The sequence below is a fragment of the Aliirhizobium sp. YIM B11859 genome (genome assembly GCF_057163345.1).
In genome coordinates this window covers 910586-926303 of the sequence record NZ_JBXHAY010000002.1, presented here as the reverse complement: position 1 = coordinate 926303, position 15718 = coordinate 910586, and the positions used below count along the sequence as shown (strand labels likewise).

Annotated in this window: 18 protein-coding genes; 8 read left to right on the top strand and 10 right to left on the bottom strand. The window is 59.9% G+C overall.

All coding sequences use genetic code 11. From position 1 onward, the window contains the following. Positions 1–59: 59 nt before the first annotated feature. Entirely contained in the window at positions 60–1367 is a 1308-nt protein-coding gene (locus AC2GXZ_RS10725) for an MFS transporter (RefSeq protein ID WP_483759132.1), read from the bottom strand. Positions 1368–1537: 170 nt separating this feature from the next. Between AC2GXZ_RS10725 and AC2GXZ_RS10720 the strand changes: the two genes are divergently transcribed. Continuing rightward, positions 1538–2116, top strand: a complete 579-nt coding sequence (locus tag AC2GXZ_RS10720; protein ID WP_483759131.1) for a helix-turn-helix domain-containing protein — start codon at positions 1538–1540, stop codon at positions 2114–2116. A gap of 17 nt (positions 2117–2133) precedes the next feature. Next, positions 2134–2655 (top strand): GNAT family N-acetyltransferase, encoded by a 522-nt coding sequence (locus AC2GXZ_RS10715; RefSeq protein WP_483759130.1) that lies wholly within the window; start codon positions 2134–2136, stop codon positions 2653–2655. Between the two features lie 80 nt (positions 2656–2735). On the opposite strand, the gene AC2GXZ_RS10710 is transcribed toward AC2GXZ_RS10715, so the two are convergent. The 3 genes from AC2GXZ_RS10710 to AC2GXZ_RS10700 all read right to left on the bottom strand — a co-directional run bounded on the left by AC2GXZ_RS10710 (position 2736) and on the right by AC2GXZ_RS10700 (position 5820). After that, positions 2736–3803 carry an alpha/beta hydrolase family protein gene (locus tag AC2GXZ_RS10710; RefSeq protein ID WP_483759129.1) on the bottom strand — a complete coding sequence of 356 codons (1068 nt, stop codon included), beginning with the start codon at positions 3801–3803 and terminating at the stop codon, positions 2736–2738. 147 nt (positions 3804–3950) lie between these two features. Further along, the gene (locus tag AC2GXZ_RS10705; protein ID WP_483759128.1) at positions 3951–5174 is read right to left on the bottom strand and encodes an MFS transporter; all 1224 of its coding nucleotides are present in this window, start codon (positions 5172–5174) and stop codon (positions 3951–3953) included. Between the two features lie 31 nt (positions 5175–5205). Continuing rightward, entirely contained in the window at positions 5206–5820 is a 615-nt protein-coding gene (locus AC2GXZ_RS10700) for a TetR/AcrR family transcriptional regulator (RefSeq protein ID WP_483759127.1), read from the bottom strand. A 153-nt stretch (positions 5821–5973) separates the two neighbouring features. Between AC2GXZ_RS10700 and AC2GXZ_RS10695 the strand changes: the two genes are divergently transcribed. Further along, on the top strand, positions 5974–6141 hold the full coding sequence (locus AC2GXZ_RS10695) for a hypothetical protein (RefSeq protein ID WP_483759126.1): 168 nt from the start codon (positions 5974–5976) through the stop codon (positions 6139–6141). 173 nt (positions 6142–6314) lie between these two features. After that, positions 6315–7523, top strand: coding sequence for an MFS transporter (locus AC2GXZ_RS10690; RefSeq protein WP_483759125.1), 1209 nt, complete (start codon positions 6315–6317; stop codon positions 7521–7523). Between the two features lie 47 nt (positions 7524–7570). On the opposite strand, the gene AC2GXZ_RS10685 is transcribed toward AC2GXZ_RS10690, so the two are convergent. The 3 genes from AC2GXZ_RS10685 to AC2GXZ_RS10675 form a co-directional block, all read right to left on the bottom strand. Then, positions 7571–7789 (bottom strand): hypothetical protein, encoded by a 219-nt coding sequence (locus AC2GXZ_RS10685; RefSeq protein ID WP_483759124.1) that lies wholly within the window; start codon positions 7787–7789, stop codon positions 7571–7573. Between the two features lie 59 nt (positions 7790–7848). Further along, positions 7849–8085: a 30S ribosomal protein S21 gene (gene rpsU, locus AC2GXZ_RS10680; RefSeq protein WP_483759123.1), complete on the bottom strand. Its 237-nt coding sequence runs from the start codon at positions 8083–8085 to the stop codon at positions 7849–7851. Positions 8086–8415: 330 nt separating this feature from the next. After that, positions 8416–9531, bottom strand: a complete 1116-nt coding sequence (locus AC2GXZ_RS10675) for a TRAP transporter substrate-binding protein (protein ID WP_483759122.1) — start codon at positions 9529–9531, stop codon at positions 8416–8418. Positions 9532–9745: 214 nt separating this feature from the next. On the opposite strand from AC2GXZ_RS10675, the gene mbfA reads away from it, so the two are divergent. After that, positions 9746–10732, top strand: a complete 987-nt coding sequence (mbfA, locus tag AC2GXZ_RS10670) for an iron exporter MbfA (protein ID WP_483759121.1) — start codon at positions 9746–9748, stop codon at positions 10730–10732. A gap of 6 nt (positions 10733–10738) precedes the next feature. Here mbfA and AC2GXZ_RS10665 read toward each other — a convergent pair whose 3' ends face one another. The 3 genes from AC2GXZ_RS10665 to AC2GXZ_RS10655 all read right to left on the bottom strand — a co-directional run bounded on the left by AC2GXZ_RS10665 (position 10739) and on the right by AC2GXZ_RS10655 (position 14011). Next, the gene (locus tag AC2GXZ_RS10665) at positions 10739–12307 is read right to left on the bottom strand and encodes a sensor histidine kinase (protein WP_483759120.1); all 1569 of its coding nucleotides are present in this window, start codon (positions 12305–12307) and stop codon (positions 10739–10741) included. A 159-nt stretch (positions 12308–12466) separates the two neighbouring features. Beyond that, the gene (locus AC2GXZ_RS10660) at positions 12467–13084 is read right to left on the bottom strand and encodes a transglutaminase-like cysteine peptidase (protein ID WP_483759119.1); all 618 of its coding nucleotides are present in this window, start codon (positions 13082–13084) and stop codon (positions 12467–12469) included. Positions 13085–13204: 120 nt separating this feature from the next. Next, positions 13205–14011 (bottom strand): alpha/beta hydrolase, encoded by an 807-nt coding sequence (locus tag AC2GXZ_RS10655; protein WP_483759118.1) that lies wholly within the window; start codon positions 14009–14011, stop codon positions 13205–13207. A 181-nt stretch (positions 14012–14192) separates the two neighbouring features. Between AC2GXZ_RS10655 and infC the strand changes: the two genes are divergently transcribed. The 3 genes from infC (at position 14193) to rplT (ending at position 15589) form a co-directional block, all read left to right on the top strand. Beyond that, positions 14193–14729 (top strand): translation initiation factor IF-3, encoded by a 537-nt coding sequence (gene infC / locus AC2GXZ_RS10650; RefSeq protein WP_483759404.1) that lies wholly within the window; start codon positions 14193–14195, stop codon positions 14727–14729. Between the two features lie 211 nt (positions 14730–14940). Beyond that, positions 14941–15144 carry a 50S ribosomal protein L35 gene (rpmI, locus tag AC2GXZ_RS10645; protein ID WP_112454548.1) on the top strand — a complete coding sequence of 68 codons (204 nt, stop codon included), beginning with the start codon at positions 14941–14943 and terminating at the stop codon, positions 15142–15144. Between the two features lie 40 nt (positions 15145–15184). Then, a complete protein-coding gene (gene rplT / locus AC2GXZ_RS10640) occupies positions 15185–15589 on the top strand; it encodes a 50S ribosomal protein L20 (protein WP_139675802.1) in 405 nt (134 codons plus the stop codon). Positions 15590–15718 lie beyond the last annotated feature (129 nt).

Below are 15718 nucleotides of genomic sequence, written 5' to 3'. Positions count from 1 at the left end.
CGCGCATATAGCAGTGCGAATCCCTGCCGCAAAGGGGAAAGATAACGCTTTGTTGACGATCAGGGCGAGGTTTCGCGTGCCTGGGCCTTGGCTTCCGCCTGCGCTTCGGCAGCACCCGGCTCGGTGATGATCGCTGCATTCGGCATCTGGGCGCTTCTTACACCATGCGTATCGCGCTCGTCTTCCGGTGCCGGGCCACGTTCCTTGAGGCGCAGAACGATGTAGCTGCCATAGGCGAGCGCCACCAGAATGATCGCGTAGATGAAGGTCTGCTGACCGAAAACCGGCGCGAGGAAGGTGATGCCGAGCGGCACGATCGTGGCCGCCGTCGACCATGCGACAAGCAGGGTGGAAGACAAAGGCACGAAGTCGCCCGGATCGGCACGATCGTTGGCATGGGCATTGGCGACCGAATAGACGGTTTCCACCGCCCCGCCGAAGACGAGGAAAACGATCATCAGCAGAACGAAGGTGGTAAACGAGACCATCAACGCGGCAATGCCGGCGATCACGATAAGCCCGCAGGTAAATAGCAGCACGACGCGGCGGTCGAGCCGGTCGGAAATGATCCCGAGCGGATACTGTATGAACAGCAGCCCGGTCTGCATGACCAGCATCAGCAGCGCCACTTCGCCCTGGGATACGCCGTTCAGCGTCGCATAGATCGGAGTAAAGCCCTGCACCACCATCGACAGGCCGCCCGATGCCAGAACGCCGACAAGCCCGACCGGCGAGATTTTCCATGCCATCTTGACGTTGACGCTGACGCTTGCCGGCGCCGGTGGGTTGGGTAGCCGGGTAAGTCCGATAGGCAGGATAGACAATGCAGTGACGAACACGACGATCAGCGGCGCCAGATTGGTGTCGGTCGGCACCTGGCCGAACAGCCATGCTCCTCCACCGAGCGCCAGCACGAAAGCCATGTAGAAAAACGACATCGCCCGTCCGCGCCATTGGTTGGATGACGCGTGGTTGAGCCAGCTCTGGGCGATGATGAAATTGACATTGGATGCGGCCCCGTAAATGGCGCGCGCCAGGATCCACCAGGCAGCCGGCAGGTCGGCTGCCACCAAAACTGCGCCGATGATGACCATTGCCATCGAGCAGGCGAACAGACGGGCGTGGCCGACGCGTTTGATCAGCGGTCCGGCAAGCACGCAGCCAAGCAGCCCGCCGAAGGCAAGGGCCGGTACCGCAAGCCGCGCGGCCCACGCTTCGCCGTTCTGGGTCAGTACGAAGGGCACATAGGTCGCCATGATGCCGCTGCCGATCGCCGCGATGGTCATGGATACGATGATACTGGCGATCGAAAAGGGCGAAGCCGCGACATGAGCCTGCGGAACGGACTGACTGGACTGACCCGTCATGCGAAAAATCTCCGGAGGCCGCTGTCTCTCGTGCGGCACGTTTGGCCTCCATAACCTATCAGGCGGCATGTTAGCTATCGCACAAACGCCACCGCGTCGAAATTTCCATCGGAAGTGCCGAACCATTTGTTCGGCATATTGACTCCATCATAAGAGAGTGAAATTCTCTTATGATGGATAGCGCAGATCAGGAAATAGAACTGGCGATCGGTGAGCGGTTGAAGACGCTGAGGACGGTGGCGGCGCTGACGCTCGATCAGCTGGCCGATCGCTCCGGTGTCAGTCGCGCCATGATCTCCCGTATCGAGCGTGCGGAGGCAAGCCCGACGGCAGCGCTTCTCGCAAGGCTCTGCGAAGGGCTTGGGTTGACGCTCTCAGCCTTTTTCGCTCCGGAAGATCCGTCGTCTTCTCGCCTGTCGCGGCGATCGCAGCAACGCTTGTGGCGCGACCCAACCACCGGCTATCTGCGTCGCTCTGTCTCGCCGGCGGCCATGCCGAGTCCGGTCGATGTCGTCGAGGTGGAGTTTCCGGCCGGCGCCCGCGTCAGTTTTCCGCCACGCGAAGAAAGCCGGGTGATGACCCAGCACGTCTGGCTGTTCGAAGGCGTGCTCGACATGGTTCTGCCCGATGTCACGCATCGGCTGCAGCCGGGCGACTGCCTGTTCATGGATATCGGCGACGCCTTTGAATTCCACAATCCGTCCGACAAGCCTGCGCGTTATGCGGTGATCCTGCACCGCGGACGATGACATCAAGAGGAACCTGCATGACTGCCACCATCCGCATTCTCGATGCGACAAGCGCTCGCTCCGCCATTCCCGATCTCTGCGAAGTTCTGTCCGACTGCATCAATGGCGGCGCATCGCTGGGCTTCATGCTGCCCTTCGCGCCGCAGGATGGTATCGTTTACTGGACCGATATTGCAGGTGAGGTGGAAAAGGGCGGCATCATTCTGGCCGCAGCCGAGGTGGATGGCCGTATGGTCGGCACGGTGCAGATCGGGCTGGCTTCGAAACCCAATCAGCCGCATCGCGGCGACCTGATGAAGCTTCTCGTGCATCGCTCGGCCCGCGGGCTTGGCCTGTCGCGCAAGCTGACGCAGGCTGTCGAGGCGGAGGCCGCAAATCGTGGCCGTACGCTTCTGGTTCTGGATACCGCAACCGGCAGCGACGCCGAGGCTATCTATCCGCGGCTCGGTTGGGAGCGCGTCGGTGTCATCCCCGATTACGCATTGTGGCCGCAGGGCGGTTATTGCGACACAACACTGTTCTACAAGCGGATTGGCTGACGAAAAACGAGTAGCCTGGTCTTTCGTCAGTTTAATCTTGCACCGGCTCGCATTACGCCGGGACGCCTTCCGCGGTAACCTCAGTTGCCGGCACCAAGCATTTTTCCGAAAGCCTCGACGATCAGCCGGTTGAGTTCGGCGTGGATGTCTCTGCGCGGGCGTTGCGTTTCATCGCAGATCGGATCGACTTCGCCGACCGATTTCAGGAATGCCGCCGCACCCGACTTGCAGACCGGCAGAAAACTGAAGTGATCGGCGCCATCGACCTGCGCGTAGGCGGCGCCGGGAATGTCATTCGCCAGCTGATCGGAAAGCACGGCCGGCGGAATATGCCCGACGCTGCCCAGATTGATCAGCGTGACCGGCACGTCGATGGCCTTGACACTATCCTTCTGGAACGTGGTGGCGAGGCCTGGATCGACCGCGACGACGGAGCTGATGCGGTTATCGCGGTTCTGTTCTTCGAACCGTGTCGTGTCGACATCGGAAAGCTTGAAAGGTTCGACATCGACCAAGCCGCCACCGGCATAACCCCGGCCGCCGGCAAACCAGCGGCAATCCATCATTGACGGGTTTTCATCGCAGTACCGGATATAGGCGGAAAGGTCACCACGGGCGCCGGCAAGCTCCAGCGCGGTCGCCCCGCCGAGCGAAAAACCCAGAACTCCGATACGGCCGGTGTCGATCGATGATGCCCAGCGCTTGTCTTCGGACAGGGCGGTGATGACCGTCGAAATATCCTGTGTGCGCTCCCAGATCTTCGGGGTCGCTGCCGGGGTGGAATCGCCGCTTGTCGTGCCCGGATGGTTAGGGCCGGCGACGATGTATCCCGCTTCCGCCAGGCTTGCTGCAATCCAGCCCATGCCTTCGGCACGTGAGCCGGACCCGTGCGAAAGCAGTACGAGCGGAAAGCGGCCTTCCCGGATCGTAGCATCTTTCTGCGCGGAGGGGCTTTCGAAAATCCTGTCGTCGCCGACCGCAGTCTGGCCGGCGGCCGCAACTGCCGGATACCAGACCGTCACGGCAAGCGATCGCGGATAGGTCGGGGTGACGACGCTGATGCTGCGCACGCCGACAGGCTCGGCGGCATGGATCGTGGTGGTAAGCATGAAAAACGAAAAGGTGAGAAACAATGCCCTTGGTGTCATGGGAGGCCTCGTCTGGTTGGAGAACGAGGATGAACATGAAAGACCGGTCACGGGCATTCGACCTCGATCACGATCGAGGTCGTTTTATTCGGTGAAGATGGCGACCCTCGTCCACCTGCATCCGGTGAACGAGGATGCTGCCGAACCTCAGGCCTTGTGATGGCGCGGCTTGCGTTCGGTCATGAAGTAGGTGAGGCCGATGGCGGAGAGCGCCATGCCGATCACCGAGGCAAGCATCCAGCCGCCCTCGGCAAAGGCCCAGGCACCGACCGCGGATCCAAGCGCACCGCCGACGAAGAAGGTCGCCATGAACAGGCCGTTGAGGCGCGAACGCAGGTCCGCGCCAAGCGAATAGATGGCCCGCTGGCTGATGACCAGCGTCATCGACACGCCGAAATCAAGCAGCACGGCGGCAGCACCGAGCAGGATGAGCGCGAGTGTCGAGCCTTCCGGCGCGATATGGGTGATCAGGAAGGCGGCACCGACGGCCGCGATGCCGAAGGCGGTTGCGGGCCGGCTGAGATCCCGGTCGGCAAGCCGTCCGGCGATCGGCGAAGCGACGGCACCGGCAACGCCGACCAGCGCGAAAATGGCAATGCCGGCCTGGCTGAGATTGAAGGCGGGGCCGGCAAGCACCAGCGGCGTCACCGTCCAGAAAAGACTGAACGAGGAAAACTGGCAGAACTGGTAGAAGGCCCGGCGTCTCAGAACCGGCTGCGTGGCATAAAGCGTGCCAAGCGACACGAGCAGTCCGCCATAGGAGAGCTTGGTATGCGGCACCCGTTTCGGCAGTTGCGTTGCCATGATGAACACGAGCACGACCATCACGGCGGCCGACAGATAGAAGATCACATGCCAGGACGTGGCGCCGGCGATAAAGCTTGCCACCGGCCGCGCCATCATGATGCCGATCATCAACCCGCTCATCACATTGCCGACCACCCGGCCGCGATGTTCCTCAGGCGCAAGTCCGGCTGCAAATGGCACGATCATCTGCACCGCGGTCGAGGCTAGCCCGATCGCCAGCGAGGCGACAAGGAAGGGAATGGCGGCAGTCGAAAGTCCGGCAGCGATCATCGCGATGGCCGCGGCTGCGATCATGACGACGATCAACCGGCGGTTTTCGACGAGATCGCCGAGTGGCACGATGAACAACAGGCCGAGACCGTAGCCGATCTGCGTCAGGGTGACGATCAGGCCGGTCAGGTGCGGCGGCAGGCCGATGGCCTGCGCAATCGGGCCGGCAAGCGGCTGGGCATAATAAAGATTGGCAACGATCAGGCCGGCGGCTGCCGCCATAACGAAGGTCAGTCCTGCCGTCATATGGGAATGGGTTGCCGGCGCCTTGAGCGCCGCAGTTGAGCTGTCCATTGGGGTGTTCCTTAAAAATTCTGAAGGATGGTCAGTCGAGAAGCGTCATCGCTACGTCGACCACGGAAAAAGTTTGCTCACGGTTCGGGCTGGTCTTGCCCAGAACCCTCAGGCCCTGGACGACCGTGAGCAGCAGCCGCGCGGTCCCTCCCGCATCGATCGATCGGCTGACGGAACCATCCTCCTGGCCCCTGCGTAGCAACGCCTCGAACGTTTCTTCGAAGCGATCCATCGAACGCCCGACCCTGAGCGCGGCTTCGTCGTCGAAAATCGCCAGTTCGACGGCCGTTCCCACCGCCAGACATCCGCGGCGTCCGGCTTCGCCATATGCGCCCTCGGCGTAGAAGGACAACATTCTGTAGACGCCGTCGCGCCCGTTTGATGCCAAGGCCAGTTCATCGTCCAGAAGTCCGTTGCGGACCTGTTTGTACCGGTCGAAAGCTGCGAGAAAGATCGCATGTTTGTCCTTGAAGGCCTTGTACAAACTTCCGGCCGTCAGCCCCATCGCATCCCGCAGGTCGGCAATCGAGGTTCCGTGATAACCCTGTTCGCTGAAGACCGCGACCGCCTTGTCCAGCGCCTCGTCGACGTCGAATTCGCGCGGACGTCCGGCGGGGCGGTTCATGGTTGCTGTATCGGTGCTCATAGCTTTTATCTAATAGGAAATGATCGTTTCCAAATAGGCGGGCGACAGACTTTGGTCAATAGGGGCAAGCATAAAGAGCGGAGAAATCTCGGAACCGTTTGGCCCGAAAAGGGTTGGTCCGATGTCACCAACCCTCAAAGCTGGAGGACAGACATGAGTAAAAGCAACGTTCAGGAAGCCATCAAACGCGCCAAGCGGCAGGTCGAAAATACCAGTTCCGGCGGCCACCTTGGTGGCACATATTACGGCCAGAGCGCCGACGGCAAGACGTCGTCTATGAACGCCAATGTCGGCAGCAACCGGACCAATAGCGGCAGCTGACGTCACCACTTGAACAATTCGGAAGGCCTCGCTCGAACTGAAGCCCGAGCGGGGCCTTCTGCTGTTGTTGAAGAATATCCCGGCCCGATGTCGGAAACCCTGCCGCCCATTCGTCCATGGTGTATTCTGGCATTCTCATGTGCCGGGAGGATCTCGAAAATGGGGAGGGCAGGATGAGCAGCAATTATCGTTGGGTGATCGTGTTTGCAGGTGGCCTGATGGGCTGTGTGGCGGTTGGCGTGATGTTTTCGCTTGCGGTCTTCCTAGAGCCGATCGCCGTTCAGACCGGCTGGTCGCACGCGGCGATCTCAAGCGCCATGACGCTCAACTTCATCGTCATGGGGCTCGGCAGCTTCCTGTGGGGTGCGGCAAGCGACCGGTTCGGCACCCGCATTGTTGTCTTCATCGGTTCCGTTCTGGCCGGACTGGCGCTTGTTCTGGCAAGCCGAACGCAAAGTCTTCTCGCCTTCCAGATTGTTTATGGCTGCCTGGTTGGTCTTTCGGCCAGCGCCTTTATGGCGCCGATGATTTCGCTCACGATGCGATGGTTCGATACCAGGCGCAGCCTCGCAGTGTCATTGGTGTCCGCCGGCATGGGCATGGCGCCGATGACCATCTCGCCGCTCGCCAGATGGCTGATCACCGAATATGGCGACTGGCGCACCGCCATGCTGATCATCGGCATCGGCGCCTGGGCGATCCTTCTGCCGACGATGCTTCTGGTACGCAATCCGCCTGCCGGGAAGGAGGCGGTCGACGGGCAGCATGCCGAAGCCGCCGGCATGCCGCTTGGAAAATTGTTCCGCTCACCACAATTCCTGGTTCTGGCCTTTACCTTCTTCGCTTGCTGCGCTGCCCATTCCGGGCCGATATTCCACATGGTCAGTTACGCCATGTCTTGCGGTGTGGTGCCGATGGCCGCAGTCTCTATCTATAGCGTCGAGGGAGCGGCAGGACTTGGCGGACGCATTCTTTACGGTCTCGCCGCCGACCGGTTGGGGGTGAAACCGGTGCTGCTGGTTGGCCTGCTGATCCAGGCTCTGGTGATTGCCGCCTATACGATGGCGACCGATATCACCCATTTCTATCTGCTGGCGATCATCTTCGGTGGCACTTATGGCGGTGTCATGCCGCTTTACGCGGTTCTGGCGCGGGATTATTTCGGCACGAACATCCTTGGCACGGTATTGGGTGCGGCCTCGATGCTCTCAAGCATCGGCATGGCCTTCGGCCCGCTGGCAGGCGGATGGGCCTTCGATGCCTTTGACAATTACAACTGGCTGTTTCTGGGGTCTGCGCTGGTCGGGCTCGCCGCAGCTCTGATCGCGTTGGCCTTTCCGCCTCTGCCGCGCCAGCGGGAGGCAAAGCTCCAACCTGCGTAACGTGAGGCATCAAACAAAAGCCCGGCATCAAGCCGGGCTTTTTGGGATCAGTGATCCTTGGTACTGCGGCGCTTGCGCGGCGCCGGCTTGGCATCGGCTTCGGCCGCTTCACGCTGAAGGCGGAGCAGCCGCAGCTTTTCGGTCTTTTCCTCGCGCACGGACACTTCGGCGGCAATGATGGATCGTGCGATCTCATCGGTGACAGCTGCCTTTTCGCGAGAGGAAAGCTTAACTGGGGTCGGGAGTTCTTCCTTGATCGCGGTCATGATCTCTTCCTTGCTTTGGAACTTGCATCTTGCGGGGCTTGGGAACGATGCTGATCGGCTCAGCGCGTATGCACGGCCTTTTTCGGCGCCGGCAAAAGGCCCTCGCGCTGCATCTTCTTGCGGGCGAGTTTGCGAATGCGCCGGACGGCCTCGGCCTTTTCGCGCACGCGCCGCTCAGACGGCTTTTCGTAGGCGCTACGAGCCCTCATTTCGCGAAATACGCCTTCACGCTGCATCTTCTTCTTCAGGACCCTAAGGGCCTGATCGACATTGTTGTCTCTGACGATAACCTGCAAACTATATCCTCTCAGATCTGAAACACCTGACGGCATAAACGAAAAAAGGCCGGGCAAACCCGACCTTTCCGGGACCAGTCGCCTGCACTCACTGCCGGTACATCCGCGGTCAGGAGAAGCGACTGGCATTCAACACGTCCACCCGAACCTGCCGGCACGAAACATGCGGGCGCGGCGGTCGCGATTGAAATTTCGATATCGTTAATATGGGGCGCCGAGCGGCAAGATCAATGAAATAGGGGAATTAATTCCCTTCTGCCGGTATTCGTAGGCCGGAAAAACAAAGGCCCGGAGCTATGCTCCGGACCGTTCACGCCAGAACCCGCAGGCTCAGAGCGAGCCGTTGCGCTGCTGCATCATCATGAATGTGTCGTAGCTGTATTCGGCGACCTGCGACCACAGATAGGCATCCTTCTTGAATGCTTGCTGGTGATCGTAGATCTTCTTGAACGACGGGCTTTTTGCGGAAAGCCCGGCATAAACCTCCATCGCCGCCTTGAAGCAGGTCTCCATGATATCCTTGCTGAACGGTTTCAGGATCGCGCCTTCAGCCACAAGCTTGCGCAGAGCAACCGCATTATGCGCGTCGTAATTGGCCAGCATGCTGGTATTGGCCGAGGCGCAGGCGCTTCTCAGGATAGCCTGATAGCTTTTTGGCAAGGCATTGAACTTCTCAAGGTTGAAGAAGGCATGCATGGCCGGGCCGCCTTCCCACCATGCCGGATAATAGTAATATTTGGCGACCTTGACGAAGCCGAGCTTCTGGTCGTCATAAGGCCCGACGAATTCGGTAGCGTCGATCGTGCCTTTTTCGAGAGCGGCATAAACGTCGCCGCCGGCGATTTGCTGCGGTGTCACACCGACCTTCGACATTACCTGACCGGCAAGGCCCGCGATCCGCATCTTCAACCCTTTCAGGTCATCTATGGTGACGATCTCCTTGCGGAACCAGCCGCCCATCTGCGTGCCGCTATTGCCGGCGGGCAAGGCAAAGAGGCCGCGCGGCGCGAGAAACTCGTTGATCAGCTCATTGCCGCCGTTCTGGAACCAGGCATTCGTCATCCGGGCATTCAGCCCGAAGGGAATGGCAGTTCCGAGCGCAAAAGCGGGATCCTGGCCAATATAATAATAAGAGCAGGTATGCGCCATCTCGACCGTGCCGTTGGCAACGGCGTCGGCAGCCTGCAGGCCGGGCACCAGTTCGCCTGCGGCAAAGGTCTGAATGGTGAAGTTGCCGTCCGTCGCGTCGCTGACGATCTGGGCGATCTCGTTGCCGGCGCCAAAGATGATGTCGAGGCTTTTCGGGAAGGAAGACGTCAGTCTCCAGTTGATCCTGGGGTTTTCCTGCGCGATCGCTGGTGCCGCAAGCGGCGCCACGAGTGCTGCCGTCGCCGCGGCGCCGATGCTGGTTGTCGTCGCCTTCCTGATGAACTGCCTGCGATCCATGAAAATACTCCTCCCCTTCGATCAATTGTAAGCGATGCGTGCGGATGATCGTAAGTCACCTGATAATCGCATTGATTTGACGAGAACAAGTCCAATCCCGGCCGATCCGGTGATTCCTGAGGATTTTCGCCATCTGCATCACACCTGTGAGGCCTCGCTCTTGCCTTTCCATCTTGCGAGAGCTAGTTTAGAATAATTCTAAAAGGAGCCTTTCATGCTGATCCGCCTACTGTCATCTTCTCGCCGGCCTTTTGCATCCCTGTCCGAAGAGGAGATCCTGGCGCTGGCAATCGCGTCCGAAGAAGAAGATGCGCGCATTTATCTCGGTTATGCCGATGGCCTGAAGAGCGAATACCCGGCATCCGCAAAAGTTTTCGAGGACATGGCCGAGGTCGAACAGACCCACAAGAATATGCTGATCGAGATGTTCCGCTCGCGTTTCGGCGAGCGCATTCCGCTGATCCGCCGCGAACATGTGCAGGGCTTTTATACCCGAAAGCCGGACTGGCTGAGGAAGAACCTGGCTCTCGACACGGTGAGAGCCGAGGCCGAAGCGATGGAAAGGCAGGCCGCCCGCTTCTATCGTGAGGCGACGAAAAACGTGTCGGATGCCTCAACCCGCAGGCTGCTCGGCGATCTGGCGCTGGCAGAGGAGGGGCATGAGGATATTGCCCGCATGCTGGCCGAAAAGAATGTCTCGGAAGAGGCTCGTGGCGAAGAAGATGAAACCGCCCGCCGCCAGTTTATCCTCACCTATGTCCAGCCGGGTCTCGCCGGCCTGATGGACGGCTCGGTCTCGACACTGGCGCCGATCTTCGCGGCCGCCTTTGCCACCGGCGACACCTGGTCGACCTTCCTGATCGGCCTCTCCGCCTCGGTCGGTGCCGGCATCTCGATGGGTTTCACGGAGGCAGCCCACGATGACGGCAAGATCTCCGGTCGCGGTTCGCCGGTCAAGCGCGGCCTGGCCTCCGGGATCATGACGGCGCTGGGCGGTCTCGGTCACGCGCTGCCCTATCTCATCCCGCATTTCTGGACCGCCACGGTCGTTGCCGCCATTGTCGTTTTCTTCGAGCTCTGGGCGATTGCCTTCATTCAGAACCGCTTTATGGAAACGCCTTTCCTGCGCGCCGTTTTCCAGGTCGTGTTCGGTGGGTCGCTGGTTCTGGCAGCCGGCATCTTCATCGGCACCGCGGGCTGACGAGGTTCAGGCCGCTTCTTTCGCGTCGCTCGAGAGCGGCACCGTCAGCGTGAACACCGCGCCACCGTCATTATGGATCTCTGATTGCCCGCCGAGTTGGCGCACGAAGCTCGATATGAGTTTGGTACCCATGCCGCTGGTGCGGGCATCTTCGGCAACGCCCGGACCATCGTCACGGATCGTCAGTGTCAGCGCTTCGCCGTCGGCGACGAGGCGGACGGTCAGCGTGCCGTTGCGGCGATCACCGAAGGCATATTTGAAGGCGTTTGAGACGACCTCGTTAATGATCATCCCGAGAGGGAGGGCCTGGTCCCGGTCCAGCGCGATCGGTTGAAGGTCGAGGTCGAGCTTCACCGGCATATCGTAGCCCGAGGCAATGTCGGAGATCAGCCGCGTCGCATAGGGCGCTACCTCGATCTCCTCGAACTGGTCGGTATTGTAGATTTGCTCGTGGACGGCAATCATCGCGCCGATCCGCCGCGCCATGTCGTCGCGCACCTCCTGCGGCAGCCGTTGCAGCCGAACGAGCGCCAGCACCGCCTGCAGGTTGTTCTTCACCCGATGATGGATTTCCCTGAGCAGAAAGCGGTTCCGGTCGACTGCCTGTTCCAGTTCGTCGTTGCGCAATGCAGTGCGGTAGAGCAGCGCGTAGATCCAGAAGGATGCACCGACGAGGATCGCCATCAGCGGTACGACGAGCAGCGCGTCGGCAAACAGGCTCTTCCAGAACTGGTCGAGCACTTCTTGCCGCTCGATCGCGGCGAGCGCAAACAGCGGCCAGTCCTGCACTTTCCAGAACGCCACGATACGCGAAAGCCCGTCGATCTGCGACACCGGATTGTGGTAAAAACCGGTCGGCTGTCGGCGCGTCAGCGGATACCAGTCCGTCTTGCTGAGATCGACCGGCTTCAGCGCCTGCGGTCGCCGCGCCATCAGCCAGCCATCGTCCCGCACAACCGAGATCGTCGAATTGGGCCCAAGGTTCATCGACGCCCAGAACCGGTCGAGATTGTCGTTGGGAATGGTGATCGACGCCACCCCGTTGAATTCGTCCCTGCCGCCGATGCGCCTTGCGATGATGAAGCCCGGCCGGCCGGCCCGCTCATTGTCCAGAAGTCTGCTGAATGTCAGTTCCTCGCCGGCCTTTAACCTTGTGAAATAGGAGCGGTCGGCATGGTTTGGCAGCGTATCGCCGATCTCGCTGGAAAACCGCGTCTGGCCGTCCCGGTCGAGAATGGCGTATTGGAAGCCGGCCGGCAGTTCTCCGACGGCCCGCTCCATATCGACGATCAGCTCGGCCGAGGAATCGATCGGACGCCCGCCGATCGCCGCCTCGATGCGGCGCAGTGCCAGGTCGCTTGCCTCCATCATCCATTCCAGATGGGCGGCGACGACATGGGCAGAGGAAACCGCGCGGGCTTCGCCTTCCTTCAGTGCATTGTTGTAGTTTTCGTAGACCGTCAACGCGCCGACGCTGAATACGGCCGCGACCAGCACGGCGGCAAGCCAGAGCGGCAGTGTCGGCCGGGCAGAGCCATGCGGGCGTATAAGGCCTGTCAATCGATCTTTACGCACCACAGGCCTCCATCGCAGAAAGATTTCGCACGGCCAGGTGGTGAGGCGGGCATCCGGCTGATTCCCGGTATCCTTCTGTTTCCGAAAGACTAGAGAAAACAACCCGCTGCTGCAAGCAGAGCGGGTTATATGCTTAACGACTTATATTTTTCAGCCGGATCAGCGCAGCGCACCGACCAGCAGGTCGCGGCCGTTTTCGATCGTCACCCAGCGGCCCGTGTTGAACGTCGCCTGGCGTTTCAGGTAGGTATAGGGCGTCTGGTACCAGGCAAGCACGTCATTATCGAGATTGTCGAGAATGAAGTCGCCATCCGTGGTTCGAAGCGTCAGCACCGCATGGCCTTCGCCATCCGGTTTGCGCACCACGGTGATCAGCAGGTCCGAAAGTGCAAAGCCTGCCTGCGCCAGTTCCTTGCGCTTTTCCAGCGCATAGTCCTCGCAGTCGGCGTAGATGGTCGGATAGGTCCAGTATTCCTCGACGCCATAGGCTTCGAGATCCGTCTTGGGAATGTAGCGGACATTGACCGCATGATTGATGTCACGGACGATTGCCCAAGCTGCGTCATCCATCCGGGCGGCAGGCGCCGAGCGGCTCTTGATGTCACATTCGTCGGGAAGACGCTGGCAGAATTCGTAATGGCCAATAGGCTGCGAGGTCACGGCACCCGTGACCATCGATGCAGCCGAATGCTGCGGAGCCGGTATTGCGGCGCTAACAGGTGCAAGCACACCAATGAGGATCGCAGCTACACGCCACGCCTTCAGGGCTATCGTCATTTACCCGTCCCTTAAATTCCTAACAAAAAGTTAAGAGCGTATGGGGTCGAGAGTCAATTGTTCAGCTTTTGTTAAGGCGGGGCTGTTTGTGAATATGGTTAAGACTGCTGCATTTCTGTATCAGCCTGATTTTTCATCATGCAAAATTAGGCTGCGCACCGCCTCGTCCATCTTTTCAAGGTCCTGCGGCCGCGACAGTCGATGGTCGCCATCGCGGATCAGCGTCAGCACCACGTCGTCGGCCGGCAGGAATTCCATCAGTTTGAGCGCGTGGGCGTAAGGCACGTCCGGGTCTGCCATGCCTTGCAGGATGGTGACCGGGCAGCCGGTTTCGATAATGCCGGTAAGGACACGGTTCAGCCTGCCGTCGTCCATCAGCGCACGGGTATAGATGTTCGGCTCGGGACTGTATTGCGAATGCTCTTCGAAATAACCGCGATCGTTAAGCGACCGGCGTTCCTTGTCGGTCAGGTTCGGTTCGATCAGCTCGCTGGTGAAATCCGGGGCCGGCGCGATCAGGACCAAGCCGGCAATCCTCGGGCCTGTCGACCGTTGCCTCAGTTCCTGAACGAGACGAAGAGCTATCCATCCGCCCATCGACGAGCCGACCAGGATGACGCTTTTCGGCGCAAGCGCGTCAATCACTGAAAGGCTCTCTTCCAACCAGCGGGAAATCGTGCCGTCATTGAATGCGCCGCCCGATGCGCCGTGCCCGGAATAGTCGAAGCGAATGCAGGGGGCGCCGAGCGTCTCCGCAAGGGCATCGAGCCTCACCGCCTTGGTTCCGCTCATGTCGGATCGATAGCCGCCAAGCCAGACCAGTGCGGGGCTGTCCGGATTGCCCACGGCTGCACGATGGATGATGGCGATCTCTCGGGCTTGCGCATCGGCGCCGACAGTAATGGTGGTGGCGGTTACTTTGGACATAAGCTCACTCCTGCAAACGGCAGGAGCTATAGAGCAGATTTTAACCGGTTGTCAGGAGGTGATTTTTTCACGCCGTCATGCTATTGACTTCCAACCGGTAATCACGACATTCCGCTCGGCCCCGGGTTGCGCGCGTTTTCTGTCGTTGCCGGCGCCCGAAACTATCTAGGAGAATACGACCATTCGCAGACCATTTAAAGCCGATGCCCCCGTCAAGGAGGGGCCGCGCTCCAACCGGGAAATTCGCGTTCCCAAGGTCCAGCTCATCGATGCCGAAGGCACGAATCTCGGTCCGGTACCGACTGACCAGGCCCTCAAGATGGCCGAGGAAGCGGGACTTGATCTTGTAGAGATTTCGCCGAACAACGATCCGCCGGTATGCAAGATCCTCGATCTCGGCAAGCTGAAATACGCGAACCAGAAAAAAGCGGCTGAAGCTCGCAAGAAGCAGAAGGTCGTCGAAGTCAAAGAAATCAAGATGCGCCCGAACATCGACACCCATGATTATGAGGTGAAGATGAAGGCGATGAACCGTTTCTTCGAAGAAGGCGACAAGGTAAAGGTGACGTTGAAGTTCCGCGGCCGTGAAATGGCTCACCAGGAACTCGGCATGAAGCTTTTGCAGCAGGTCAAGGTAGACACGGTAGAGATCGCCAAGGTCGAGGCCGAGCCGAAACTTGAAGGCCGCCAGATGATGATGGTACTGGCGCCGAGATAAGCGCCGTACCTTCCCGCCTTGAGGAAGCCTTATGGCGGCGGGCAAGCCGGTTTTTCGCCGGTTTCAACCAGGATTTCCCCCATTGCGCTTTTAGCCGGCTGCGGTTATAAGCGCCCGTCCGAACGGTCCGGCAGGGCATGCCGTGGCCGTTCTAAATGCTTGAAGCTGACCTCATCAGTCGACTTCGATACAAGATATATGGAGTAGCAAAATGCCCAAGATGAAGACGAAATCGTCTGCCAAGAAGCGGTTCAAAGTAACCGCCACCGGCAAGGTCGTTGCAGCTGCCGCCGGCAAGCGCCACGGCATGATCAAGCGTTCCAACAAGTTCATCCGCGATGCACGCGGCACGATGGTCCTCGCTGAGCCCGATGGCAAGAAGGTCATCAAGAACTACCTGCCCAACGGTCTCTGAGACTTTCAGGCTATTTGGAAACGTTTAAGGAGATCATGACATGGCACGCGTAAAACGTGGCGTAACTTCCCGCGCCAAGCACACCAAGACCCTCAAGGCAGCCAAGGGCTTCTACGGCCGCCGCAAGAATACCATCCGCGCCGCAAAGGCTGCTGTTGATCGTTCGCGTCAGTTCGCAACCCGCGACCGTCGCGTCAAGAAGCGTAACTTCCGCGCTCTGTGGATCCAGCGTATCAATGCAGCTGTGCGCGAATCCGGCCTGACCTACGGCCGCTTCATCGACGGCCTGAACAAGGCTGGCATCGAAGTCGACCGCAAGGTTCTGTCCGACATGGCAATCCATGAGCCGGCAACTTTCGGCGCACTGGTCGAAGCTTCCAAGAAGGCGCTTGCCTATCTCAAGGACGCTGGCACGAAGAACGAGTTTGAAAGCGCGGTCAAGTAAGCCGGCGCTAGCGAACCAATTCGCATTTGAACAACCCGCGCCGGCCAGAAGGTCAGCGCGGGTTTTTCTATTTGAGCCTTTTGCCGGGTCGCGGCGAGGCCGGCCTATTACAGATATGCAGGTGGCAGG

Excerpts from the sequence above, each read along its gene's own strand:
- AC2GXZ_RS10725 (WP_483759132.1), bottom strand. The coding sequence starts at position 1,367 with ATGACGGGTCAGTCCAGTCAGTCCGTTCCGCAGGCTCATGTCGCGGCT.
- AC2GXZ_RS10720 (WP_483759131.1), top strand. The coding sequence starts at position 1,538 with ATGATGGATAGCGCAGATCAGGAAATAGAACTGGCGATCGGTGAGCGG.
- AC2GXZ_RS10715 (WP_483759130.1), top strand. The coding sequence starts at position 2,134 with ATGACTGCCACCATCCGCATTCTCGATGCGACAAGCGCTCGCTCCGCC.
- AC2GXZ_RS10710 (WP_483759129.1), bottom strand. The coding sequence starts at position 3,803 with ATGACACCAAGGGCATTGTTTCTCACCTTTTCGTTTTTCATGCTTACC.
- AC2GXZ_RS10705 (WP_483759128.1), bottom strand. The coding sequence starts at position 5,174 with ATGGACAGCTCAACTGCGGCGCTCAAGGCGCCGGCAACCCATTCCCAT.
- AC2GXZ_RS10700 (WP_483759127.1), bottom strand. The coding sequence starts at position 5,820 with ATGAGCACCGATACAGCAACCATGAACCGCCCCGCCGGACGTCCGCGC.
- AC2GXZ_RS10695 (WP_483759126.1), top strand. The coding sequence starts at position 5,974 with ATGAGTAAAAGCAACGTTCAGGAAGCCATCAAACGCGCCAAGCGGCAG.
- AC2GXZ_RS10690 (WP_483759125.1), top strand. The coding sequence starts at position 6,315 with ATGAGCAGCAATTATCGTTGGGTGATCGTGTTTGCAGGTGGCCTGATG.
- AC2GXZ_RS10685 (WP_483759124.1), bottom strand. The coding sequence starts at position 7,789 with ATGACCGCGATCAAGGAAGAACTCCCGACCCCAGTTAAGCTTTCCTCT.
- AC2GXZ_RS10675 (WP_483759122.1), bottom strand. The coding sequence starts at position 9,531 with ATGGATCGCAGGCAGTTCATCAGGAAGGCGACGACAACCAGCATCGGC.
- mbfA (WP_483759121.1), top strand. The coding sequence starts at position 9,746 with ATGCTGATCCGCCTACTGTCATCTTCTCGCCGGCCTTTTGCATCCCTG.
- AC2GXZ_RS10660 (WP_483759119.1), bottom strand. The coding sequence starts at position 13,084 with ATGACGATAGCCCTGAAGGCGTGGCGTGTAGCTGCGATCCTCATTGGT.
- AC2GXZ_RS10655 (WP_483759118.1), bottom strand. The coding sequence starts at position 14,011 with ATGTCCAAAGTAACCGCCACCACCATTACTGTCGGCGCCGATGCGCAA.
- rpmI (WP_112454548.1), top strand. The coding sequence starts at position 14,941 with ATGCCCAAGATGAAGACGAAATCGTCTGCCAAGAAGCGGTTCAAAGTA.
- rplT (WP_139675802.1), top strand. The coding sequence starts at position 15,185 with ATGGCACGCGTAAAACGTGGCGTAACTTCCCGCGCCAAGCACACCAAG.